Source organism: Ruegeria sp. YS9, assembly GCF_024628725.1.
GTDB classification, from domain to species: Bacteria; Pseudomonadota; Alphaproteobacteria; order Rhodobacterales; family Rhodobacteraceae; genus Ruegeria; species Ruegeria atlantica_C.
Map to the genome: position 1 here is coordinate 365335 of NZ_CP102410.1, position 23441 is coordinate 388775.

Annotated in this window: 18 protein-coding genes and 3 pseudogenes; 11 read left to right on the forward strand and 10 right to left on the reverse strand. The window is 58.3% G+C overall.

Features of this window, described 5'->3' with window-relative positions; translation table 11 throughout:
* Positions 1-121: 121 nt before the first annotated feature.
* Genes NOR97_RS18010 through NOR97_RS18025 form a run of 4 tightly spaced genes read left to right on the forward strand, consistent with a single transcriptional unit; the run spans position 122 to position 5179 of the window.
* Positions 122-1372: a sarcosine oxidase subunit beta family protein gene (locus tag NOR97_RS18010; protein ID WP_170345456.1), complete on the forward strand. Its 1251-nt coding sequence runs from the start codon at positions 122-124 to the stop codon at positions 1370-1372.
* Positions 1373-1384: 12 nt separating this feature from the next.
* Complete coding sequence (locus NOR97_RS18015; protein ID WP_171119335.1) at positions 1385-1672, forward strand: sarcosine oxidase subunit delta; 288 nt, start codon at positions 1385-1387, stop codon at positions 1670-1672.
* Positions 1669-4623: a sarcosine oxidase subunit alpha family protein gene (locus tag NOR97_RS18020; RefSeq protein WP_257601382.1), complete on the forward strand. Its 2955-nt coding sequence runs from the start codon at positions 1669-1671 to the stop codon at positions 4621-4623. The genes NOR97_RS18015 and NOR97_RS18020 overlap by 4 nt, the downstream gene beginning before the upstream one ends.
* Complete coding sequence (locus tag NOR97_RS18025) at positions 4616-5179, forward strand: sarcosine oxidase subunit gamma (protein ID WP_257601383.1); 564 nt, start codon at positions 4616-4618, stop codon at positions 5177-5179. The genes NOR97_RS18020 and NOR97_RS18025 overlap by 8 nt, the downstream gene beginning before the upstream one ends.
* Here the strand turns inward: NOR97_RS18025 and NOR97_RS18030 are convergent.
* From NOR97_RS18030 to NOR97_RS18045, 4 genes are all read right to left on the reverse strand, one after another.
* Complete coding sequence (locus NOR97_RS18030; protein ID WP_257601384.1) at positions 5138-6169, reverse strand: GlxA family transcriptional regulator; 1032 nt, start codon at positions 6167-6169, stop codon at positions 5138-5140. The two genes, NOR97_RS18025 and NOR97_RS18030, sit on opposite strands and share 42 nt — an antisense overlap.
* A gap of 45 nt (positions 6170-6214) precedes the next feature.
* The gene (locus NOR97_RS18035) at positions 6215-6454 is read right to left on the reverse strand and encodes a hypothetical protein (RefSeq protein ID WP_257601386.1); all 240 of its coding nucleotides are present in this window, start codon (positions 6452-6454) and stop codon (positions 6215-6217) included.
* A gap of 256 nt (positions 6455-6710) precedes the next feature.
* Positions 6711-7868, reverse strand: a complete 1158-nt coding sequence (locus NOR97_RS18040) for an aromatic ring-hydroxylating dioxygenase subunit alpha (RefSeq protein ID WP_257601387.1) — start codon at positions 7866-7868, stop codon at positions 6711-6713.
* A 103-nt stretch (positions 7869-7971) separates the two neighbouring features.
* Entirely contained in the window at positions 7972-8919 is a 948-nt protein-coding gene (locus NOR97_RS18045) for a LysR substrate-binding domain-containing protein (protein ID WP_306980807.1), read from the reverse strand.
* Between the two features lie 99 nt (positions 8920-9018).
* Here NOR97_RS18045 and NOR97_RS18050 point away from each other — a divergent pair, with 99 nt between their 5' ends.
* From NOR97_RS18050 to NOR97_RS18065, 4 genes are all read left to right on the forward strand, one after another.
* Entirely contained in the window at positions 9019-9963 is a 945-nt protein-coding gene (locus NOR97_RS18050; RefSeq protein WP_257600908.1) for a PDR/VanB family oxidoreductase, read from the forward strand.
* A gap of 425 nt (positions 9964-10388) precedes the next feature.
* The gene (locus NOR97_RS18055; protein ID WP_257600909.1) at positions 10389-12215 is read left to right on the forward strand and encodes a BCCT family transporter; all 1827 of its coding nucleotides are present in this window, start codon (positions 10389-10391) and stop codon (positions 12213-12215) included.
* A gap of 350 nt (positions 12216-12565) precedes the next feature.
* Positions 12566-13126: a hypothetical protein gene (locus NOR97_RS18060; protein WP_306980143.1), complete on the forward strand. Its 561-nt coding sequence runs from the start codon at positions 12566-12568 to the stop codon at positions 13124-13126.
* A complete protein-coding gene (locus tag NOR97_RS18065) occupies positions 13077-13568 on the forward strand; it encodes an FAD:protein FMN transferase (RefSeq protein ID WP_306980145.1) in 492 nt (163 codons plus the stop codon). The genes NOR97_RS18060 and NOR97_RS18065 overlap by 50 nt, the downstream gene beginning before the upstream one ends.
* Positions 13569-13575: 7 nt before the next feature.
* Here NOR97_RS18065 and NOR97_RS18070 read toward each other — a convergent pair whose 3' ends face one another.
* The 6 genes and pseudogenes from NOR97_RS18070 to pedF form a co-directional block, all read right to left on the reverse strand.
* A complete protein-coding gene (locus NOR97_RS18070; RefSeq protein WP_257600912.1) occupies positions 13576-14367 on the reverse strand; it encodes a xanthine dehydrogenase family protein subunit M in 792 nt (263 codons plus the stop codon).
* A gap of 95 nt (positions 14368-14462) precedes the next feature.
* The gene (locus NOR97_RS18075; protein ID WP_257600914.1) at positions 14463-16823 is read right to left on the reverse strand and encodes a xanthine dehydrogenase family protein molybdopterin-binding subunit; all 2361 of its coding nucleotides are present in this window, start codon (positions 16821-16823) and stop codon (positions 14463-14465) included.
* Between the two features lie 255 nt (positions 16824-17078).
* Positions 17079-17561, reverse strand: a complete 483-nt coding sequence (locus tag NOR97_RS18080) for a (2Fe-2S)-binding protein (protein WP_257600916.1) — start codon at positions 17559-17561, stop codon at positions 17079-17081.
* A gap of 28 nt (positions 17562-17589) precedes the next feature.
* On the reverse strand, positions 17590-18114 hold the full coding sequence (locus NOR97_RS18085; RefSeq protein WP_257600917.1) for a CoxG family protein: 525 nt from the start codon (positions 18112-18114) through the stop codon (positions 17590-17592).
* Positions 18115-18187: 73 nt separating this feature from the next.
* Positions 18188-19084: an ABC transporter substrate-binding protein gene (locus NOR97_RS18090; protein WP_257600918.1), complete on the reverse strand. Its 897-nt coding sequence runs from the start codon at positions 19082-19084 to the stop codon at positions 18188-18190.
* Positions 19085-19102: 18 nt separating this feature from the next.
* Positions 19103-19732: pseudogene (pedF, locus tag NOR97_RS18095) on the reverse strand (cytochrome c-550 PedF).
* Between the two features lie 323 nt (positions 19733-20055).
* On the opposite strand from pedF, the gene NOR97_RS18100 reads away from it, so the two are divergent.
* From NOR97_RS18100 to NOR97_RS18115, 3 genes and pseudogenes are all read left to right on the forward strand, one after another.
* On the forward strand, positions 20056-21111 hold the full coding sequence (locus NOR97_RS18100; protein WP_306980159.1) for an ABC transporter substrate-binding protein: 1056 nt from the start codon (positions 20056-20058) through the stop codon (positions 21109-21111).
* Between the two features lie 2 nt (positions 21112-21113).
* Positions 21114-21698: pseudogene (locus NOR97_RS18105) on the forward strand (PQQ-dependent catabolism-associated beta-propeller protein); the annotation flags it as partial.
* 495 nt (positions 21699-22193) lie between these two features.
* A pseudogene (locus NOR97_RS18115) lies at positions 22194-23435 on the forward strand (PQQ-binding-like beta-propeller repeat protein); the annotation flags it as partial.
* Positions 23436-23441: the final 6 nt, after the last annotated feature.

Sequence of the window (23441 nt, forward strand, 5' to 3'; positions counted from 1 at the left end):
AACCGAATACCGGCCTGAAAATTGTCGCAACCGATAAACTCCGTGACGGATTACGTCGTGACTGGGGCTTTCCCGGCGGCACATGATACTTCGGCGCACTGAGGGTTAAGGACACAAATTCATGCGGTATTCGGCACTCGCGATTATGCGGCAGGTTTTGAACGGGCATCGGGGCTGGAAACCGGCATGGCGCGATCCCGAGCCTCAATCAAGCTATGATTTCATCGTGATCGGCGGCGGCGGTCATGGCCTTGCGACGGCATACTATCTGGCCAAGGAACACAACGCCGCCAGGGTGGCGGTTCTGGAAAAAGGCTGGATCGGTGGCGGCAACGTCGGGCGGAACACAACGATCATTCGCGCCAATTACCTGTTGGATGGCAACCAGCCATTCTATGAGCTGTCGCTGAAGCTGTGGGAAAACCTTGAACAGGACCTGAACTACAATGCGATGGTCAGCCAGCGCGGTATTCTGAACCTCTGTCATACGGACGCGCAGCGTGACGCGTATCGTCGCCGCGGCAACGCGATGATGTTCACCGGCTCTGGGGCGGAACTGCTGGATGCAGAGGGCGTTCGCGCGATGTATCCGTTCCTGAACTTTGACGATGCGCGGTTTCCGATCAAGGGCGGTCTGTTGCATCGCCGCGGTGGTACGGCGCGTCATGACGGTGTGGCCTGGGGCTATGCCCGTGCCGCGGATCAACGGGGGGTCGACATCATCCAGAATTGCGAAGTCACCGGGTTCCGCATCGAAAACGGAAAACTGCTGGGCGTTGAAACCACACGGGGTTACATCGGCGCCAAGAAGGTGGGCGTGGCGGTTGCCGGGTCTTCCGGGCGCGTGATGGCAAAGGCAGGGATGCGCCTGCCGATCGAAAGCCACGTGCTCCAGGCCTTTGTGACCGAAGGGCTGAAACCGGTGCTTGACGGGGTGATCACTTATGGTGCCGGACATTTCTATGTCAGCCAATCGGACAAGGGCGGTCTGGTCTTTGGCGGCGATATCGATGGCTACAACACCTATGCGCAACGCGGCAACCTGCCTGTGGTCGAGGACGTGGCCGAAGGCGGTATGTCCCTTATGCCGATGATCGGTCGCGCGCGTCTGCTGCGAATGTGGGGCGGCGTGATGGATATGTCGATGGATGGCTCGCCATTCATAGATCACACCGGAATTGACGGGCTCTACTTCAATGGTGGCTGGTGCTATGGCGGGTTCAAGGCAACGCCGGCATCTGGTTTTTGTTTCGCGCATCTGATGGCCACCGACCGACCGCATGACGTTGCAACTGCCTATCGGCTGGACCGGTTCAGAACCGGCCGGATGATTGACGAAAAAGGTGTGGGCGCACAGCCCAACCTGCACTGAGGAGGCCCGCACATGATCATCAATCATCCACTGCTTGGCCCGCGAGACGCGTCCGAATTCACCTATCTGGGCGACGCGAGCCTGATCAATCGGCCCGACTGGCAATCCGACACGGCCGCCGCTGAGTTTCACGACTATCTCTACCTGCGCGACAACCCGGCAGGAACCCACCGCGAGTTGTGGTTTCACGAGCAGGGCGACCGCTCGTGGCTTGTTGTGACACGCGACACGCTGACCCATGAAATTCTGGCAACAGAACTGGCGCGGGATGTAGCCCGCAAGACGGGGCGGGGAAAATGACCCAGAACAATCGTTTGCAGGGCGGTCTGATCGACCGGTCCAAAAAGCTGCGCTTTACCTTCGATGGCAAATCCTACGAAGGCTATCAGGGTGATACGCTGGCCTCGGCTCTGCTGGCCAATGACGTGCGGTTGGTTGGCCGCTCGTTCAAGTACCACCGTCCACGCGGTGTGCTGGCCTCGGGCTCGGAAGAGCCCAACGCGCTGGTCGAGCTGCGCACGGGCAACCGTCAGGAGCCCAACACACGCGCGACCACGGTCGAGTTGTTCGACGGGCTCGAGGCGACATCGCAGAACCGCTGGCCCTCGCTCACCTTCGATGCGCTGTCGATCAATGATCGCCTCTCACCGTTTTTGACGGCGGGTTTCTATTACAAGACCTTCATGTGGCCCAAGGCGTTCTGGGAAAAGCTCTATGAACCGATGATCCGCAAGGCGGCCGGTCTGGGCAACCTGACGCAGGAGGCCGACCCGGATATCTACGACAAGGGCTATTTGCATTGCGATGTCCTGGTTATCGGTGCCGGTCCTTCCGGCCTGATCGCGGCGTTGACGGCGGCGCGGTCTGGCGCGCGGGTCATTCTGGCCGACGAAGACAGCCGGATGGGTGGGCGTCTATTGTCTGATTGTGACCGGTTCGAGGGCATATCGAATGCCGATTGGGTCGCGCAGACACTGGGAGAGCTGGCGTCGATGGACAATGTGCGCCTTCTGACGCGCACCACCGTGTTCGGCGCCTATGATCACGGCATTCACGGCGCGCTTGAGCGGGTCTCGGATCACCTTGCGGTGCCCGAGGCGGGGAAACCACGCCAGATTCTGTGGCGCATTTACGCGAAACACTCGGTGCTTTGTGCCGGCTCTACCGAACGTCCGATTGCTTTCGAAAACAACGACCGACCGGGCATAATGCTGGCGGGCGCGATGCGGGCCTATGCAAACCGCTGGGCTGTGACGCCGGGCCAGCGCGTGGCGATCTTCACCAACAACGACGAAGGACACCGCGCTGCTCAGGATCTGATCAAAGCCGGGATCAAGGTTGTTGCCGTGATCGACCCGCGCCGCGATGCTCCGCGCATCGCCGAGTGTGAGTTGCTGGCCGGGGCGCATGTGACCAACGCGCAGGGTCGTCTGGGGCTGAAATCGATCACCGTGCAGATGGCCGATGGTCAGACCCGCCCCATCGAAGTCAGCGGTCTGGGCGTTTCGGGTGGGTGGAATCCGAATGTGCAACTGACATGCCACCAACGCGGCCGCCCGCAATGGTTCGAACCGCTTGCAACCTTCATCCCGCCGGCCGAACTGCCGAAGGGTATGGTGGTCGCCGGTGCCGCCGCTGGCAACCTGACCAGCCACGGGGCGGTCGCCTCGGGCACCAATGCGGCACTTGCGGCGCTTGACGGGCTGGGGATCAGGGCCTGCCCGGTCGACCTGCCGAAAGCTGAGGATGATGTGATCCGTATCACCCCGCTGTGGCACGTGCCCGGCAAAGGCCGCGCCTGGCTGGACTTCCAGAATGACGTGACCGTCAAGGACGTCAAACTGGCCGAACAGGAAGGCTTCCGCAGTGTCGAGCATCTGAAACGCTATACCACCCTTGGCATGGCGACCGATCAGGGCAAAACCGCGAATGTCGGCGCGCTGGCCGTGATGGCCGAGATCACCGGCAAGAGCATTCCCGAAACCGGCACAACCATCTTCCGGCCACCTTACACGCCGGTGGCGATGGGGGCCTGGGCCGGGCGCTCGGTCGGGACAGAATTCAAACCGACGCGACTGACGCCCAGCCACCAATGGGCCGAAGAACAGGGCGCGGTATTCGTCGAGGTGGGCCCCTGGCTGCGTGCGCAGTGGTTCCCCAAGGCTGGTGAGACCCATTGGCGCGAATCCGTGGATCGCGAAGTTCTGGCCGTACGCAGCGGTGTCGGTGTCTGCGACGTGACCACGCTGGGCAAAATCGACGTGCAGGGCGCGGATGCGGCAGAGTTCCTCAACAAGATCTATTGCAACGGCTTTGCCAAACTGCCGGTGGGCAAGACCCGTTATGGTCTGATGCTGCGCGAAGACGGTATTGCCATGGATGACGGCACCGCCGCCCGCCTGGCCGAGGATCACTTTGTGGTCACCACGACAACCGCAAACGCGGTTGGTGTCTATCGCCACATGGAGTTCGTGCGCCAATGCCTGTTCCCGGACATGGATGTGCAGATGATCTCGACCACCGACGCCTGGGCACAATATGCCATAGCGGGCCCGAAATCCCGTGAGTTGCTGCAAAAGGTCGTTGATGACGGCTATGACATCAGCAACGAAGGTTTCCCCTTCATGGCGTGTGGCGAGGTGACCATTGCCGGGGGGATCCCGGCGCGGCTGTTCCGTATCTCGTTCTCGGGTGAACTGGCCTATGAGCTGGCCGTGCCGACCCGGTACGGTGACGCGCTGATCCGACATTTGATGGCGCTTGGGGAACCCTTTGGCGTAACGCCGTATGGCACCGAAGCGCTTGGTGTTCTGCGGATCGAAAAGGGGCACGCCACCGGAAACGAACTGAACGGAACCACCAGCGCCCACAACCTGGGTATGGGGCGCATGGTCTCGGCCAAGAAAGACAGTATCGGTGCGACGCTCAGCGCACGCGAAGCTCTGACGGATCCGGATGGCCTGGCTTTGGTCGGCATTCAGCCGGTCAACACTGCCGATACCGTGCTGGCCGGTGGCCATGTGTTCGACGAAGATGCGCCGCACGTGCCGGAAAACGATCTGGGCTATGTCACATCGGCTGCCTATTCGCCGCACCTGTCCAGCAGCATCGGCCTGGCCTTTGTAAAACGCGGGGCGCAGCGATTGGGCGACACCGTACAGATTGTCAGCCCGGTGGATGACACCAACATCAAAGCGACGCTTGTCAGCGCGCATTTCCTTGACCCCGAAGGAGAACGGCTCCGTGCGTGATTTTGTTGCCAAGACCGCCATTGGCGGCAGTGAACCCAAACGGGACGTGGTCGGAACTCTGACCTTTCAGGAACGGGAGGATGTGGCGCTGGCATCCGTCTCGGCCCGGTTGGGGCAGGAGGAAACCGTCAAAGCCAAACTTCAAACCGTTTGCGGAATCCCGGCGCCTGAGGCGGGGCGGTGGGAAAAGGGCGAATCCAGCAGCCTGCACTGGCTGGGCCCGGATCAGTACCTGTGCGAGGAAGCTTTTGCAGGCCCGTTGGAGTTGGCCAGGCGTATGGAGGCTGAGCTGGCCGGCATGGCGTCGGTGACCGATCAGTCTGACGCGTTCACACGCATCGACATGACCGGGCAGGGTGCCACAGGCTTGCTGCAACGCCTGACCGTTCTGGATGTCGAGCAGATGCAGGCCGGAGCTTTCAACCGCACTGCAATCCACCATGTGGGGTGCCTGCTGCGCTGCAATGAGGCGGGAACGGATTTTTCGGTCTACGCGCCACGCAGCTATGCGATTTCAGTTCACCACATGCTGATCGAGGTGGCCAAGGCCCTGTGAAGGACGGTGCCCAAAGGACAAAGCCGCGTGTCTGGCACCGCGGCTTCGTTCCTTGCGTTCCTGTGTCGGCGGCAGACCGAATTCGCGCCGATAGTTGCTTGAAAACGAACTGGCGCTGTCATACCCGACCGAAAGCGCGATTTCCTGCAAAGACTGGTCGGTGTAAAGCAGCTTCTGCCGCGCCGCATCCAGTCGCAGCCTGCGATAGTACCCTCCGGGACTGATCCCGGTTTCCTTCTTGAAATGCCGTTCCAATTGCCGGATGGACATGCCAACGCGTTTCGAAACCTGCTCGATCGAGATCTTGTTTTCGATGTTGTTTGCAAACAACTCGATGGCCCGTCGAACCGGGCGCGGCAGGGCATTGCGGGTCTGATTTTTGCTGTAGCCCGGCAAAACCTGCAACGTATCCGCATCGCGCAAAGTCGCGTATTGGAACCAGCAGGCGGTTTCGACGGCAACTGCATCAGACACCTCGTCCGAAATCACGCCCAGCATGAATTCAAACACCGCTGAAGTCCCAGCAAAGGACATTCGGTTGCGATCTATCGTATAGAGCGTGTCACACAGGTTCACCCTGTCGAATTGTTCCTTCAAAGCAGCGGTATAGCAGAAATGTGCGCTACAACTGTAACCATCGAAGAACTTTTCTTCCGCCAGCGCAAAAAGTGAGCCGCTGACCGAACCGATCCGCGCGCCACGGGACAAAAGCCGCCGCAGCGCTCCGCCCGAAGCCTTGCGATCCTTCAACCGGGCCGAGGCCCCGGCAAAGACCAGCACGACGTCGGTTTCCTCCACCTCGGACAACGCCTTGTCAGGGTTGATGCTGAGGCGTGAGCTGGACATGACCTGTTGTCCATCTTCCGATACGACAGTCCAGCCAAGACCATCGCTGCGGCTGATCTCATTGGCCACGCGCAGCGGGTCGATGGCCATGGACAGGGCCGCAAGCGGGAAATCTTCGAGGCACAGAAAGGTGAAATGGGTCATGCTTTGTCTCTTTGCCAGCACGATACCCCAACTACACCGATTTCGTCAGAACACCAAACGATGGACGCGGCCGCGTTCGTACAGTTTTCGGTTCAACTCATCCGCTTCGGGCGCACCGTATTCCAGCGCGAACACAAACGCATGTGTAAGGTAAAAACAAGCAGCGTCGAGATCCTGATTTTGTTCGGCCCTGTCGGCTGCTTCGTGGTACAGCCGGATCAGCGCAGGCACATCATTATCCGCATGAGCCTGCAACAGTTGCTTGTCGAGTTCTCGCAGATCCAAGGTCAGCCTCTTACCGGAAACGCGAAGTGTGTTGGTTTGTACGCAATCATTTGCTTTCTACCTTTTTGCGCCTGAATCCTGATTTTTCGACGCCATCAACGATGCGAACCGTCCCTTGATTAACCCATCACACGCAGCCGCATGCGTCTTTCCGCAATCGCGGAACATCGCCTGCATCTGCGATGTTCCTGATTGCAAATGACAGAGCAGGGCGCATCCGTGGCGCCCTCAACCCATGGTCCGGCCGGAAAGCCGCTCATGCCTCGGCACGGGCTTTTTCGATCTGAGTGGCCACCCAGTGGTGGAAACAATGCGTTGGGCCATCCATCGCGGGCGAAAAGCGACCACCGTCGAATTTGACGCCATGACGGCCTTTCTGCATGCCCTCGACCACGAATACATCCTCTTCGAAAACGGTTTTCCAAAGCTGCGCGTTCTTTGCGCGCAACGCTTCGTGCTCGGGTGCGTCTTCCGGTTTTTTGGCGTAGTACAGCTCGATCCTTTCGTTCGACCGCTCATGGGTGATCGGATCGATGATGAAGGCAAAGCCATGGTCGCGTTGAACACCCAGCAAGGTGTTCGGGTACACGACGATGTATTCCGCCCCTTCATTCCACTGTTCGCTCAGGTTCTGGAAGTCATCCAGCTTCTCGCCGTTCTGACCTTCGAACTGACGATAGACGTAGGTGCCCTGACCCGAGTACTTGCCCAGTTCATTGATGTTGTAGTGGTCTTCCAGACGCGAATAGCTGTTAAGGCCCGGGTGAACCCAAGGCAGGTGATAGCTTTCGCAGAAGTTTTCGACCGCCAGTTTCCAGTTCGACTCCAGCTCGAGCCGGACAGACGCGCCCGCACCGCCATGATACATGGGCTGTTCAAAATCTTTCCAGCGTTCCATCAATTCGCGATGGACCTCTTCGAACTCCGGGGCGTTGCCATCCACATTTACGAAGACAACGTCGCGCCAGACATAGGAACGTATGCGGATCAGGCCCAGTTCAGCAAAGTCCAGATCTTCATGCGTGTTCTGTCCGGGGCCACCGACATGCGGCGCAGTGCGCAGCTCGCCATTCAGGCCGTAACACCAGCTGTGATAGGGGCAACGAATCGCGCCGCGGATTTTCTGCGGCTTGTCGACCAAGATCATTCCGCGATGGCGGCAGGTGTTCTGGAAAACGCCGATCTGTCCGTCACGGTCGCGAACCATCAGAAGCGGCATGCCGAGAAAGTCGATCGGAAAGGCATCTCCCGCTTCGGGAATGTCCTTGCCAAAACCGATGCCCGACCAGTTCGCGAACAGGACCGCCTCCCGTTCCTCGGCAAAGACAGCGGGATCGACATAATGCTCGTTCGGCAGGCCCTTGGCGGTGTTTACCGGGGTCAGAACAGACGAAAGCGCTGAATGCTTGTTCATCGGTTGCTCCTGAGTAATTCGGAATGTGTTGAACGTTACTCCCATTGGCCGGTCGAGCCGGCTTCATTCAATACCAAAAAACCTCATGGCGGATTGAGGCAGACTAAACCGAACCCCCGGACAATTCATCCAGCAACCAGTTTTTCAGCGCCAGGGCACCTTCTGTCAGCTGGTCGTCCGGGCGACCGACGAGGTAAAAATTGTTCGGGGCAGGGAGGCTGAATTCTTCCAGCGCCACAAGTTTTCCTGATGCCAGCATGGGCTGGATCAAGCGTTTCCACCCCAATGCAAGCCCGGCCCCTTTGCGGGCCAACTGCAACGCCAGGGCATAGCTGTTTACACGCGACTGCACCGGTACAACTCCGGTATATCCGAGGTCGTGAAACCAAGATGGCCAGGTGGTCCAGGTGTTGTCCTGCGTTTCAAGGTGGATCAGGCGACGTTCGACCAGGTCTTCCAGGCTTGCCCCCTTCAGTTCCATGGCCATCTCGGGGCTACAGACCGGCGTCAGAGTATCACGGTACAGTTTAGTATGGTTCAGCTGCGAGTTCACGTCACGACCGTAGCGGATGAAAAAGTCGATATCCGGCCTGTCCGAGAATGGCTTGTCCTGTGCCATCTGGTTCACTTTCACGTGCGGGTAGTCCTGCCAGAACCGGATGACCGACGGGGAAAGCCACAACGCCGCCACAGCGGTAGTGGACCCGACCGTCACCGGATTTTCTGAATCGCCGCTGCGAATCTTTTCAAGCACCTTCGAAATCTGCCGGAACGACGAACCGAGCACCTCGAACAGGTCCTGGCCGTCTTCGGTCAGTTCCACGCCCCTGTGTTTTCTGACGAACAGCGCTGAACCCAGTTCACTTTCCAGCGCTTTTATCTGGTGGCTGACAGCACCCGGCGTAACCGACAGTTCGCCGGCCGCTTCTTTGAAACTGAGATGCCGCGCGGCGGCCTCGAAGGCCGACAAAGTCGTAAGGGGTGGAAGATTATAGTGGCGTCGTGACATGGCTGCTGCGTGGCTCAAGAGATAGAGGTGAGCTACATTCATCCGAATGTGAGAAATTTTGCAATTGAAATCTATGTTTTTTTCCTGCTGTTTGCGATCGGGTACAGGACCAAAGTCGACCGAGAACGAACAGGATGTGTGATGGATACACAAGTTGCCCGCCTCGTGCGCAAAACACAGCTGAGCCCGGACACGTCCGATTTTTGCTTTGAAATCGAAAACGGCCGCTTCACAAGTCTTCAACCCGGCGCACATGTCGATATCCATCTGGCCGACGATCTGGTGCGGCAGTATTCACTGTGGAGCTGGAGTCAGGACGGTCGCGTAATCAATGTCGCCGTCAAACGCGAAGATGAAGGGCGTGGCGGCTCGGTGGCGATGCACGCGCTGCAAGATGGGTCGATGGTCGAAATCGGTGGGCCGCGTAATCACTTCAAACTCGAAAGTCACGATCGGCACGTCACGTTGATTGCAGGCGGTATTGGGGCGACGCCGCTGGTGGCAATGGCGCGGGAACTGTTGAACCGAGGGCAGGATTTTCGGGTTTATTACCTGGTGCGGTCAAGGGAATATGCCGCGATGGATGCGCAGTTTCGTTCGCTTGGATTGGATGAATGGTATCATTTGCACTGCGATGATACTGACGGTCAGTTTGATTTTGCATCGGTCATGCAATCGACGCCGATGGGTGCGGATGTGTATACCTGCGGACCTGAACCGATGCTGAATGCTGTTCTCGAAGCAAGTGCATCCTTGCGCGGCGGTGCCATCCATTTTGAACGATTTGCAGCCGCATCTGATATCGAGCACGACACAAACGCCGAATTCCGGGTCGAAATTCAGTCAACCGGCGCGGTTTACCCGGTCGGAAAGGAGGAAACCATTCTCGAAGTATTGCAAAACAACGGCGTGCAGGTCGATTTCGGCTGCTCTGAAGGGTTGTGCGGGTCATGCATTGTTGACGTAGTGTCAGGTCAGGTCGACCACCGCGACGGAATACTGACACCGCAAGAGCGGGAAAGCCACGAATTCCTGTGCACCTGCGTTTCGCGGGCCAAGTCCGAGAAACTGGTCCTGAAGCTATAGACAGTATGATGGCTACCGCAATTCATAGCATTGCACTGTTCTCGCTAACATGGAAAACGAGTGAGTTTTATAGTCGTTTCATGTAATCGAAGTGTCGGATTCTCAAATTAGAACACTTAACCCATGCTATAGGTGTTTCGAAACTGGAAGCCCAATAACAACTTACGACGCTGCGATTATGTTTAAAGACATGCTGACTTATCACTAGGACCAGGGATGTCGGCTGGCAGCGAATAATCGGGAGGAGATCTGCAGTAAGAAACGTAATGGGAGCACGCGTTGTTACTGCAAGCCCAAGTTTGGGCTGAACACAACTCACCATCGGTTTGCGCATCGTGCATGATTGTCCGCGTCGTGCAACGCGATGGTTTCCAGCACTTTTTCCAGAAGAACAAAAACGACACACTCGAGGAGGAACGCGCGATATGTCGATACCCGAACCTTTCACGGACGTTGAAATAGAAACGGCTGATTCCGGATTCTATGAAAACTACAGCGTCCCAATTGCCCTGATCAGCAAGGCCATCATGGTCGGGCTGGTCCTGTGGGCCCTGGTTTTCCCTGCGAATGCAAACAGCACGTTGGGCAGCCTGAACAGCCAGTTGCTGGAAGTCTTCAACAGCTTCTACATCGTCATTGTCGGTTTTTTCTTCTTTTTCCTGGCCGTTGTTGCGATCATTCCGTCCACGGGTCGCCGGATCATGGGAACGCCGGGGGAAAAGCCCGAGTTTTCGAACTTCTCATGGTTTTCCATGATGTTCGGTGCCGGTCTTGGTGTCGGTCTCATGGTCTTTGCGACAGCAGAACCGCTGGGTCTCTGGGGATCTAACCCGGTTGTCGTTTCCGGCGCGGTCGAAGGTAACACGCCTGAGGCACTGCAATCGGCCTACCGTTTCACTTTCCTGCACTATGGTTTCCACGCCTGGGCGATCTACGTGGTGACCGGTCTGTCGTTGGCGTATTACGCTTATACACGCGACATGCCTCTGACGATCCGCTCGGCGCTGACTCCGCTGTTTGGCCGTTTCGTCAATGGTTTTTTCGGCCACGTGGTCGACGTTTTGGGCGTTGTCGCAACGATCCTCGGCGTGTCCGTAACTATCGGTTTTGGCGTCAGCCAGTTCATCGACGGCCTCTATGCCATCACCGGCATGCAGTGGATCATGGATCTGGGTGGCGAGGTGCCGACCCCCAGCAAGGTTGGTCTGATTGCAGGCTTGGTCGTCATCATGGGTCTGTCGATCATTTCGGCGGTTTCCGGTGTTGGCCGAGGTGTCAAGTACCTGTCCAACCTGAACCTGGTGCTGTCGATCATCCTGCTGGGCACTTTCGTGGTCTTCGGTTCGTTTGTCTTTGCCATGACCACTTATGGCACTGCGATGATCGACTACATTTTGCACTTCGTGTCGCTCAGCTTTAACGCCTATGGCCCGCTGTCGGCCGAAGCATTCGCAGCGGCCCTGCCGGCCGAGGCGCAAGCACATGCCGCAGACCTGATGGCAGGCGCGACCAATGCCTGGGGCAGCTTCGACGGCTTCAAAAGCGGTCTGGAAGGTGCAGCAGCCGAGTTGGACGAAGCAACCTTGGCCGCGGCCTATGCTGCGGGTGAGCAAGGTCGTCAGTTCGGCTGGCAATCAGGCTGGACTACCTTCTACTGGGCATGGTGGATCGCATTCTCGCCCTTCGTGGGTCTGTTCCTGGCGCGCATCTCCAAGGGGCGCAGCGTTCGTGAGTTCATTCTGGGCTGCGTGTTCGCACCTGCGCTGGTATGCTTTGCCTGGATGACCGTTCTGGGCGGCACAGCGATCGATCTGGAACTGGCAGGCGCGGCGGAAGGTGCGATCATTGGCGCATCGAACACCAACAAGCTGTTCGTAACCCTGTCCTACATGATCGACAGTGGGCTTCTGTCCATGCTGAACATCATGTGCGTGATCCTGATCATGACCTTCCTGGTGACCTCGGCTGACTCGGGTATTCTGGTGATGAACACCATCATGTCGGGTGGTAGCCAGGAAACCGGTATCAAGCACCGCATCATCTGGGGTGTGATCCTGACGGCGGTGATCGGCGCGCTGATCCTGGCGGCCGGTGAAAACAACCCGATGGACGCACTGCGCAACGCCATGATCATCGGTGCGCTTCCGTTCACCGTGGTGATGGGTCTGATGTGCGTATCGCTGGCCAAGGCGCTGTTCCGCGACAGTCAGCGTGACAAGCACTCTGCCAGCAGCACGCAGGCTGCTGAATAAGGCATAGGCTCAAAAAAAACAGGTCAGGCCGCCCCAACTGGGCGGCCTGTTCTTTTTTGGCAGATCGTAGCCTTTGAAATGAAAAACCCCAAAATTACCCCGGGGTCGATGCCGTACTGAACGGAGAACCAAGTCTGCCCCCTATCGACTGCCCGCATACCCCGTACTTCCGCCACCTCTGGCTGTTGTGGTGACAGTTTGCTCACCGGACCGGCGAGGGCCGCATCACCCGCCAGGGTCAATTTCCTTGCTGTTGCAACTTTGGATAAAAGGCTGTCACAGGGCCGCGGCAGGAACTTAGGACTTTCATCGAATGTTCCAGCGAAGGGCGGAAAGCTGGTCTTTCGAACATGCGCGTACTCGCAGGCATTCAGATGCTGCTTTTCAGTGGCCTGGCGGCTTTGGCCGAACCTTTGTCGCGCGAAGATATCGAATCCCATATCCGCGCGCCGTTCTCTTTGGGGCCGGCGTTGAACGAGAACGGCGTCGACAGTCTGCTGAACTCCGGCGGGGCCGATGCAGGCTATGTCTTTGAATCGGAGCCCCTGGCGCCATTGCCCGGTTTTTCCGGCGCACCGATCAACATGTTGATCGTGCTGGATCTTGAAGGGCGTTTTCTTGACGTGCAGTTGATTGAACATAACGAACCTTTTTTTGTTTCAGGGCTGGGAAAGGCCCCTTTCCACAAATTCTTCGAGCAATACAGGGGCCTTTCGTTCTCGGATTCCATCGTTGTCGGAACCCCGTACGGCGATGCAGCAAGCGGGTCGTCATTGGTGTATTTGGACGGGGTTACAAAGGCGACGGCAATGGTGCGGATCGCGCATGAATCTGTCATGGGTGCTGCTTTGGCAGTCGCGCGTGAGAAAATGCAGGGATTGGAACCGCACCGCTCAGGGTTTTGCTACTGATCTGGTCGATCGCGCCTTGCGCAAGGCCGGGTGGGAAAAGGTTCTGGTCAATATCGGAGAGTATTATGCAAGTGGCCGTCAGTGGCTGCTGGGTGTCTCGGATCCATTGCACGGGCTTGAGGAAGCCACGCATTTGAAAGACCGCGCCATCGCTACGTCCAGCCCCGGCGTCATGCGCCTGCGGTCCGGCGGTGCTTACATCATCGACCCGATGGGCGAAAACGCACCGCTTTGGTCAACGGTCAGTGTCCAGGCCCTGGATGCTGCGACAGCAGGCGCGCTTTCAACGGCATTCTGTCATGCTTCCGAGACTGAAATAGCAGCGGCCCTTGCGCGGGCAGCCGGCGATTGCATCGCAATCTGTGTTCGCCCCAATGGGAAAGTGGTCGTGCTTCAGAGTCAAAAAGCCCCGGATCACACCGAGGCTTTTCGAGTTCTTTGAGAGTGGCTTATATGCAGTCTGCAACCGCGCGTTTGGTCATGACCGAAACGAGATGTGCTCGATACTCCTTGCTGCCATGTAGATCAGCGATCATGTTCACCGGGTTCACGCGCAGGTCCATGAGGGCATCAGGGCGAAATTCTTTGTTCAGCGCCTGTTCAGCCTCTGACCACCGGAAAACGCCGTCCTCGCTCGCGCCGGTTACCGCGACACGTACTCCGTCTGCGAAGCGGGCCAGATAGACCCCGACAAGCGCAAATCGCGACGCTGGCTGAAGGAACTTTTGGTAGCTCGCCGCTTGCGGTACCGGGAAACGGACCGATGTGATGATTTCACCCTCATCCAGCGCCGTCGTGAACATTCCCTGGAAAAAGTCATCGGCGGCAATCCGGCGGGTATTGGTCACCACTGTCGCCCCTGATCCCGATACCCCTGCCGGATAACAGGCCGCAGGGTCATTGTTGGCAACCGAACCGCCAATCGTCCCGCGGTTGCGGACTGCCGGATCGCCGATCTGACCGGCCAGCGCTGCAAGCGCTGGATATGATCCCGCGGCCTCGCGGGCGACGACAGCGTGGGGCGTCGCGCCACCGATCGACACCGATCCGTCATCCTCGACGCAAACGCCTTGCATCTCGGGAATTCCGCTGACCGACACCAACTTGGACGGGGCCGCCAACCGTTGCTTCAATGTTGGGATCAGCGTCTGTCCGCCCCCCAACGCCTGCGCATCCTCAGCCGTCAGTGCGGCAACCGCATCAGCTATAGTCGAGGGTTTCTCAAACTCGAAACTGTACATTTCGTTCTTCCTTTCCGAAAGGCGCTGATCCGCCCTTCATCTGGCTATAAATATCCCGGGGAGCGCGAGGGGCTGGCCCCTCGCACTCTAACCTCTCAACCTTGCATCGCCGTCCAAACGCGTGACGGGCTCATCGGCATGTCGATATGATCAATAGCCCTTCCACCCGAGTTCAACGCATCCAGCACCGCGTTGACCACCGCAGGCGGTGAGCCGATCGCGCCGGCTTCGCCGCAGCCTTTCACGCCCAAGGGGTTGTGGGTACACGGCGTCTGGCTGGAATGGTCGACACCGTAGAATGGCACGTCATCCGCACGCGGCATCGCGTAGTCCATGAAGGACGCGCTCAGCAGCTGGCCGTTTTCGTCATAGGCACAGTTCTCAAGCAGCGCCTGCCCGATGCCCTGACCGATACCACCGTGCACCTGACCATCCACGATCATCGGGTTAACGATGTTGCCGAAGTCATCCGCCGCAGTGAATTTCTCGATGCTGACCTGACCGGTTTCCGGATCAACCTCGACTTCGCAGGCATAGGCGCCTGCCGGGAAGGTAAAGTTGGCCGGATCATAGAACGCGGTTTCCTCCAACCCGGGCTCCACTTCCAGTGGATAGTTGTGCGGGACATAGGCCGTCAGGGTCACATCGCCCCAGGCCACTGACTTATCAGTACCCGCAACGCTGAACTGACCGTCCTTCAGCTCGATATCGGCCTCGGACGCCTCCAGCAGGTGGGCCGCGATCTTCTTGGCCTTGTCGATCACCTTCTCGGTCGCCCTGACCATGGCAGACCCGCAAACGGCCAGCGAACGCGAGCCATAGGTGCCCATGCCAAACGGGATCTTCGACGTATCGCCATGCACGATCTCGACCATCGACTCGTCGATGCCGATCATGTCGGCCACAACCTGCGGGAAGGCGGTTTCATGCCCCTGCCCGTGGCTATGCGCACCAACCATGACGCTGATCGAGCCGGTGGCGTTCACCCGCACGGTCGCCGCATCGTAAAGACCCGCTCGGGCCCCCAACATGCCAACGATGTTCGAGGGCGCAATCCCGCAGGCCTCGATATAGCAGTTGATGCCCAGGCCCCGCAGCTTGCCATTAGCCTCACTGGCCGAACGACGCGCCGCAAAACCCGCCAGATCGGCAGCGGCCTCCAGCTTGTCCATGGTCCCGTTGTAATCCCCGGTGTCATAGGTCAGCGCCACCGGCGTGTCATAGGGAAACTGGGTGACGAAGTTCTGACGACGCAGCGCAATCGGATCAACGCCCAGCTCGCGCGCGGCCTTGTCGATCACGCGCTCCAGCTGGTACGTCGCTTCGGGGCGGCCTGCGCCGCGATAGGCGTCCACCGGCACTGTATTGGTGAACATCGCCTTCACGTTCACCTGAATGACCGGCGTCTTGTAGTTGCCTGCCATCAGCGTACCGTGCAGCCAGGTCGGGACCGAGCTGGAGAAGGTGGACAGATAGGCACCCAGATTGGCGTATGTGTTGGTGCGCAGCCCGACGAAATTGTTGTCGGCATCCAGCGCCAGCTCGATCTTGCTGACATGGTCGCGGCCCTGTGCATCCGACATGAACGCCTCGGAGCGGCTGGCCGTCCACTTGACCGGACGGTTGCAGGCCTTGGCGGCGAAAGTACAAAACGCTTCCTCGGCGTAGTGGAAAATCTTGGTGCCGAAACCGCCGCCCACATCCGGCGCCACGACGCGGACCTTGTGCTCAGGCAGGCCCAGCACGAAGGCACACATCAGCAGTCGGATCACATGCGGGTTCTGCGAGGTGGTATAGAGCGTGTATTCATCCGTGCCCCGGCTGTATTCCGCCACGGCCACGCGCGGTTCCATCGGGTTGGCAACCAGACGGTTGTTCACCAGTTCCAGCGTGGTGACATGCGCCGCGTTGGCAAACACCTCGTTCACCTTGGCGTCGTCCGCCTCGCCCAGCTGCCAGTCATAGCAGATGTTGTTCTTCAGATCGTCATGGACCAGGGTCGCGCCATCCTGCGCGGCGGCTTTCATGTCGATCACCGCGGGCAGTTCCTCGATATCCACCTCGATGGCCTCGGCCGCGTCGCGGGCCTGCTCAAGGCTGTCGGCCACAACGGCGGCGATCGGGTCTCCCACATGGCGCACTTTGCCCTGCGCCAGAATGGGGTGCGGCGGCTCTTGCATCGGCGCGCCGTGCTTGTCGGTGACTTCCCAGCCGCAGGGCATCCCGCCCACGCCTTCAAAGTCTTTACCGGTGAAAACCTTGACCACGCCGGGCATGCTTTCAGCCGTCGAAGTGTCCACGGATTTGATCCGGCCATGCGCGATGTCAGACCGCAGAAAATGCACATAGGCCTGACCATGTACGTTGATATCGTCGGTGTAATTGCCTGCTCCGGTCAGAAAGCGCACGTCCTCGCGTCGCTTGGAACTGGCTCCGATGCCACTGTCTTTGGGCATTGCTTGTTCTCCTCCCTAAATCTTGAATAATGGAACCGTCAGTCTCTCCCGACAGTTCTGGCCTTGCCTTTCCAAGCCAACAACCCGGTCAAGGTAGCAAAGGCCAATACGATCAACTTTCCCAAAAGTATCCACATCTGCAGATTATGTGGTTGCGGGCTTACCCACTCCACAAACACATTCCATCCCTGTAAAAAAACCACACAAACGAGTGCGATAGCGATGAAAGGAAAGATGTTCTTTGCTCGCTTCATGCTATTCTGCAGCTATGCTGCCGACGTCCTGACCAGATGCGGCCATGATCGCTTTGACAATGTTGTGGTATCCAGTGCAGCGGCACAGGTTGCCTTCCAGATATTTCCTGATTTCGGCCTCGGTCGGGCGCGGGTTCTCTTTCAGCAGAGCAGCGGTACTCATCACCATTCCCGGAGTGCAGAACCCACACTGAAGCCCGTGGTGATCCTGAAAGGCCTGCTGGATTACGTTCAGCGAACCATCCGGCGATGCCTGACCTTCAATAGTTCCGACATCAGCGCCGTCTGCTTCGGCAGCCAGCATGTTGCACGATTTCACGGCTTCGCCGTTCACATGTACCACGCAAGCACCACATTGTGCGGTATCGCACCCCACATGCGTCCCCGTCAAAGACAGGTTATCGCGCAGAAAACCGGACAACAATGTCCGGCCCTCGACGTCTCCGCTTACGGCTTTGCCATTCACGGTCATGGAAATCTTCATGACTTTCTCCTCCCTGAATTCCAAAGGATCAACCGCCTAACACGCGCTTGATCCAACCTTTCTTTTCTTCCCCGGTCTCGCCTTCTTCCGAGGTTTCGGGTTCGGGCGCATCCTGAGGTTCGACCGCATTCTGGAAGTTCTCAAAGAACTGGTCGGCCATTTTTCTGGCAACCCCATCAATCACGCGCCCCCCCAACTGAGCCAGCTTGCCACCGACGCGCGCATCAACCTTGTAGGTCAGCAGCGTACCTTCGGGGGCGTCCGACAAGGTGACATCGGCCGCACCCTTGGCAAATCCGGCGGCTCCTCCCTTACCTTCACCCGATAACTTCACGCTTTCAAGCTCCACGAGATCAGAAAGGGTCACAGAGCCTTTGAAAGTCGCTTTGACCGGGCCTACTTTCTGCACGACGGTGGCCTCGAACCCGTCTTCGATCGAACCTGTCATCTCCTGACATCCCGGCACGCATTCTTTCAGAACCTCTGCCGACAAGAGCGCGGCCCAGACTTTGGATCGCGGCGCGGCGATGACGCGGCTGTCATTGAGTTCCATTTCACTTCTCCAAGTATATTTTTTGTTACGCTACGCGGTGTTCGCCGCCTTGCCTATAAGACCTTGGGTGTAGTCACCGCAGCGCGGGCGGCGAAAGTGTAAGGCCGTGACGATTGAAGATTTCGGTGATGCGCCCGTCCCGCAACGCCGCATAAATGGCATCGTCCACAGCATAGCCGAGGCCGCGATAGGCGAAATGAACGGCCACGCCAGTGGTCCATGAACTGACGGCAAAACCGGGCAGGGGTGGGGTATGGATGTCCAGCTCTGGCGCCAGCCTGGCCTCAAGTTGGGCACGTGGTCCCATGGCCGCCATCGTCGCACCACCGGCAAGCGCCTGCATTGCCTTGGCGACAGTGGGATATCTGCGCATGTTTTGGGCCAATTGACCGCCGGGAAATGCCGACAAATAGAAATCGGCAATCGAATCGTTCTCGACGGCGACAGTGTCGATCCGGAAATACGCAGGAACTGGCGGGTCATCGGGATAGGTATCGCGGCCATACGCGATGGCGATTTCCTCGACATGGTATTGCCCGGTGAAGACCACCTGTTCGACCCGGCAGGCGAATTCGCTGTCATAGGGGACGTGCAACATCACATTTGCGACCCGCCCATTGATCAGGGGTCCCTTCCAGATCCAGTTGCGCAGGTCGGCCTCAAGGTTTTCTCCGGCAGCCACCAGATTGAAACGCGCTTCAACATCCAGCTCCTCGGCAATCAACCTGCCTATGTCGATGTCCACGCCAAGTATCTTGCCGTCCCTCTCATAGGACCACGGTGGGAAATCGTCATAGGCGGCGAATTCGATATAGCCACGCTCGACAATGGTATCGAGATCGGCGCCAACGATATCCCGACCGGCGTTTTGTGGTTTGGGTTGAGGCACATGATCCTCGCATCGGGCCATCGCCATTCCGGTGGAAAGGGTGGCAGCCAACAGGAGGAGAAAAAGTGAGCGTCCGATCATGTGCCTCAGTCTGCCGTCCTATTGCGCGGCAGACAATCCAATTGTCAGTTGTTCTGCGGCTTCCGCGAAATCAGGACTGTCGCCCGAGATCAGAACAGCGGCGCGGAAGGCCACGCTGTCAGCCACTGGGGCGCCCGATCCTGTTTCCACGGTGCTTGCAATCTCGCTGAGTTCCGACCGAAGCGCCGCGGCATCGCCTTCCCCACCGTCGGCCATCGAGGCCAGAAGGTCACGGATTTCTTTCAGCCGATCCGTATGATCGTCCAGCGCTCCATCGTCGCGGCGCGTTTCGATATAGGTGCGAATGGCCCAGGCGGCCTTTTGGCCCAACAGCTCTCCGAAGGCCGGCATCTTGGTGATCCCGTTCTGGGTATAGCCTTCGCGGAACCGTTCCACGTAGCATTCGTCGCCATATTCTTCAGCCTCGAGTTAGCGCAGGTCAGGCGCCAAACCGCCGGAAACCACGCCCAACCCATGGCAGCGCGCACAGTTTTGATTGTAACCGGAATCGCCAATTTCGATGGCGGCTTGCCAAACCTCATCACCCTGATCGCGATAGGGGTTTTCGATCAACCATTCCTCACCCACATCCGGCAGGGCATCTGTATTCACCGGCTGCGGGGCGACATCTCCGTGCGCAAACGCCATGCCGCCTGCGGTCAGGCCAGCCAGCGCTGTGTGAAAAAAAATACAAGACGCATCGTTTCCTCCTTCTGATGCTTGCCCCGGTCATAGCTCAGGGAAAACCATCGTGAAATTCGACCTTGGTTGCAGATGATCCGCCGCGTGCGACAAAGGTCGAATGGCATGCCACCCAAGGACTCATTTTAGTGGAGGCGCATCGGAGGAGGAGCAAACACGGCCATGTTTTTCGCGTCTTAGCAACCCTTGTTCTGTTGCCAATGGTTGCTGCGGCTGAGGTCTCTGTATCTGTTGTCTACCTTCAGCATCAGGTCAGGCGACCACCGGTTTTGTCGAACCTTGACCCATTGCCCGAAGACCTTGGTGCGGCGGGTGCGAAACTGGCACAGACAGACAATCTGACAACGGCCAAGTTTCTGGGTCACAAGTGCGAACTGACAGTTGCGACAGCCCCGCAAGACTGGGATTGGCTTCAAACGGCGCGCCGGGCCCTGTCCCAGACAAGCTTCCTGATATTGGACGCACCTGCGCAGGCGCAACTGGCGGTCGCTGATCTTCCCGAGGCCGCCGACGCCATCTTGTTCAACGCGTCTGCACCCGAACGCGACATAAGAGATACCACCGGCCGCGCCAACCTGCTGCACACTATGCCATCAGACGCGATGCGCACGGACGTATTGGCACAGTTTCTGGTCAAAAGACGCTGGGACGATCTGGTTCTGATCACCGGAGAGCACGTGTCGGACGTGGCCTTTGCAGACGCCTTGAGACAGCCGCTGACCAAGTTCGGACTGGAGTTTCGTGCAGAAAAGATCTGGCGTTTTGATGCTGACCTGAGACGTAATGCGGCCCAGGAAGTTCCAGTTTTCACTCAGGATTTCGGAGATTACGATGTCTTGCTGGTTGCTGATGAACTGAACGACTTTGCCCGGTCCATACCGTTCAACACATGGGAACCCAGACCGGTTGCAGGTTCGGAAGGGTTGCGACCGGTGGCGTGGTCGCCCGTGGTCGAGCAATGGGGGGCGGTTCAGTTGCAGAGCCGGTTCGCCGATCAAGCAGGACGGTCGATGAGGTCAATCGACTATGCGGCATGGGCTGCGTTTCGGTCATTGGGCGAGGCTGTGACCCGAACGCAATCTGGCGATCCTTCTGTTCTGCCGGACTACATTCTGTCGGACAGATTTGAACTGGCAGGCTTCAAGGGCCGGGCGATGAGTTTCCGCGCCTGGAACGGCCAGTTGCGCCAACCAATCCCTTTGGTGACGGGACGGGCTGTCGTGGCCCTCGCACCGCTTCAGGGTTTCCTGCACCAACGAACGGAACTGGATACGCTTGGCATTGATGAGCCCGAAAGCCAGTGCACGGCCTTCAAGGAGGAATGAAGATGAAGGTAGCCACCCTTTTGGCTGCGACGGCACTTTGCGCCCCGGCGGCCGCAGATGAAATCTGGGTAAGCAACGAAAAAGACGACACGCTCAGTGTGATCGACATCGAAACGTTTGAAGTGATCCGCACCCTTGAAACCGGTGAACGACCACGCGGGATTACTTTTACCAAGGACTTCTCGGTTCTCTACATCTGCGCGTCAGACAATGACTCGGTGCAGGTCATGGATCCCGAAACCGGAGAAATCCTTTATGATCTGCCGTCCGGCGAAGACCCCGAACAGTTCGTTTTGCACCCGAATGATCGGCATCTCTACATCGCCAACGAAGATGACGCGATCACAACTGTCGTCGATACGGTGTCGCGGAGGGTGATTGCCCAGATTGACGTGGGTATCGAACCGGAAGGAATGGCGGTTTCACCCGATGGAAAGATCGCTGTCACCACATCCGAGACCACCAACATGGCTCATTGGATCGATACTGAAACACAGGAGTTGTTCGCCAACACCCTGGTGGATTCGCGCCCGCGCCACGCGGAATTCATGAAGGGCGGAACCGAACTTTGGGTCAGCTCTGAAATCGACGCCGAAAACTGAAACAAGCTCCTGAATTTCAGCGGCAATGGTGGTCGGCAGATTTTTGGGCGGCCTGAAAGGTCAAGGAAACATATCCCGGCATTCTGGGCGGGACGTCGCGGGACAGACCCGTTCCGAACGACGCGCGCAGGGCCAAATGGCGCAACCGTATCAAGATCATGTTCGTCCGGGAGAAGGATCGGCGCCGCGTCGCAATCCGTTGCGACAGATGCCCGAAAGTGGTCCGATAAGTCACCGCTGGTGCCGCCGAAACCATGAGTGTGGAGCCCGGATGAAATGCGCGAATTGCCCCCACGACCATTGTGCAATTTCGCCGACAGACCCGCCTGCGAATAGTTGCCATGCCAACAGCTCCGACCTGTCGGGGATTCGGCGTGGAGGGAAGACTCAAGTCTAGGGAGGAAACCGAAGAACCGGTTCACAATGACGGTGGTCGCAAGCGTGATTGCAGTGGGCACGGCCCATGCAGAAGTTACCGAGGACGATCTGGCCAACGACCAGTCAATTACGACCTAGGTCGTGACAAACGGGATGGGACGCCACTTGCAGCGCTACAGCCCGTTGGACATGCTGAACAAGGACAACGTCAAGAACCTGTTGCCGGCCTGGGCGTTCAGCCTTGGTGGCGAAAAACAGCGCGGGCAGGAAACCCAGGCACTGATCTATGACGGCATGATGTACATCACCGGATCGTATTCGCGCCTGTATGCGATTGATCTGGAGACCGGCAAAGAGGTCTGGCAATACGATGCGCGCCTGCCCGAGGGCATCCTGCCTTGCTGTGACGTGTTGAATCGGGGTGCCGCCATCTACGGTGACAAGGTGATTTTCGGGACACTTGATGCCCGGATCGTGGCCCTGAACAAAGACACCGGTGACGTTGTGTGGCGTGACAAGATCGCGGATTACAAGGCGGGGTGCTCTTACACCGCGGCTCCGCTGATCGTCGACGGGCTGGTGATCACCGGAAATCCCGGCGGGTATTTCTATGTTCTGAACCGCGAAGACGGCGCCTTTGTGCCGGCCAATCCGTTTGTCAAAGACATAACATGGGCGTCCGGCGTGGATGGGACCGGCCGTCCGGTCTTTGCCGAAGACAACCGCCCTGGCGATCCGGCGTCAGCGGCTGATGGCAAGAAGGGTGAAGTGATCTTTGCATCGCCTTCTTTCCTTGGCGGCAAGAACCGGATGCCGATGGCCTTCTCGCAGCGTACCGGTAACTTCTATGTGCCATCGAACGAATGGGGCATGGATATCTGGAACGAGCCGATCTCGTACAAAAAGGGTGCTGCCTATCTGGGCGCAGGCTTTACGATCAAACCAAACTGCGAAGATCACATCGGCTCGCTCAAGGCCATCGACCCGGATACCGGCGAATGGAAATGGGAATACAAGAACGACGCGCCGCTGTGGTCAGGCGTGATGACGACGGCTGGCGGGCTGGTGTTCTTTGGCACGCCCGAAGGTGAGTTTATCGCGCTGGATGACGAAACCGGCGAGAAACTGTGGTCGTTCCAGACCGGCTCGGGCATCGTCGGGCAGCCTGTGACCTGGGAACAGTACGGCGAACAATATGTCTCGATCATTTCGGGCTGGGGCGGCGCGGTTCCTCTGTGGGGTGATGAGGTGGCCAAGAAGGTCAACTACCTGAACCAGGGCGGCACCTTGTGGACTTTCCGCCTGCCGAAGGAACTGGCTTCGGCTAACTGCCCTAGGACGTAACAAAAT

Excerpts from the sequence above, each read along its gene's own strand:
- NOR97_RS18010 (WP_170345456.1), top strand. The coding sequence starts at position 122 with ATGCGGTATTCGGCACTCGCGATTATGCGGCAGGTTTTGAACGGGCAT.
- NOR97_RS18015 (WP_171119335.1), top strand. The coding sequence starts at position 1,385 with ATGATCATCAATCATCCACTGCTTGGCCCGCGAGACGCGTCCGAATTC.
- NOR97_RS18020 (WP_257601382.1), top strand. The coding sequence starts at position 1,669 with ATGACCCAGAACAATCGTTTGCAGGGCGGTCTGATCGACCGGTCCAAA.
- NOR97_RS18030 (WP_257601384.1), bottom strand. The coding sequence starts at position 6,169 with ATGACCCATTTCACCTTTCTGTGCCTCGAAGATTTCCCGCTTGCGGCC.
- NOR97_RS18040 (WP_257601387.1), bottom strand. The coding sequence starts at position 7,868 with ATGAACAAGCATTCAGCGCTTTCGTCTGTTCTGACCCCGGTAAACACC.
- NOR97_RS18045 (WP_306980807.1), bottom strand. The coding sequence starts at position 8,919 with ATGAATGTAGCTCACCTCTATCTCTTGAGCCACGCAGCAGCCATGTCA.
- NOR97_RS18050 (WP_257600908.1), top strand. The coding sequence starts at position 9,019 with ATGGATACACAAGTTGCCCGCCTCGTGCGCAAAACACAGCTGAGCCCG.
- NOR97_RS18055 (WP_257600909.1), top strand. The coding sequence starts at position 10,389 with ATGTCGATACCCGAACCTTTCACGGACGTTGAAATAGAAACGGCTGAT.
- NOR97_RS18060 (WP_306980143.1), top strand. The coding sequence starts at position 12,566 with ATGCGCGTACTCGCAGGCATTCAGATGCTGCTTTTCAGTGGCCTGGCG.
- NOR97_RS18070 (WP_257600912.1), bottom strand. The coding sequence starts at position 14,367 with ATGTACAGTTTCGAGTTTGAGAAACCCTCGACTATAGCTGATGCGGTT.
- NOR97_RS18075 (WP_257600914.1), bottom strand. The coding sequence starts at position 16,823 with ATGCCCAAAGACAGTGGCATCGGAGCCAGTTCCAAGCGACGCGAGGAC.
- NOR97_RS18080 (WP_257600916.1), bottom strand. The coding sequence starts at position 17,561 with ATGAAGATTTCCATGACCGTGAATGGCAAAGCCGTAAGCGGAGACGTC.
- NOR97_RS18085 (WP_257600917.1), bottom strand. The coding sequence starts at position 18,114 with ATGGAACTCAATGACAGCCGCGTCATCGCCGCGCCGCGATCCAAAGTC.
- NOR97_RS18090 (WP_257600918.1), bottom strand. The coding sequence starts at position 19,084 with ATGATCGGACGCTCACTTTTTCTCCTCCTGTTGGCTGCCACCCTTTCC.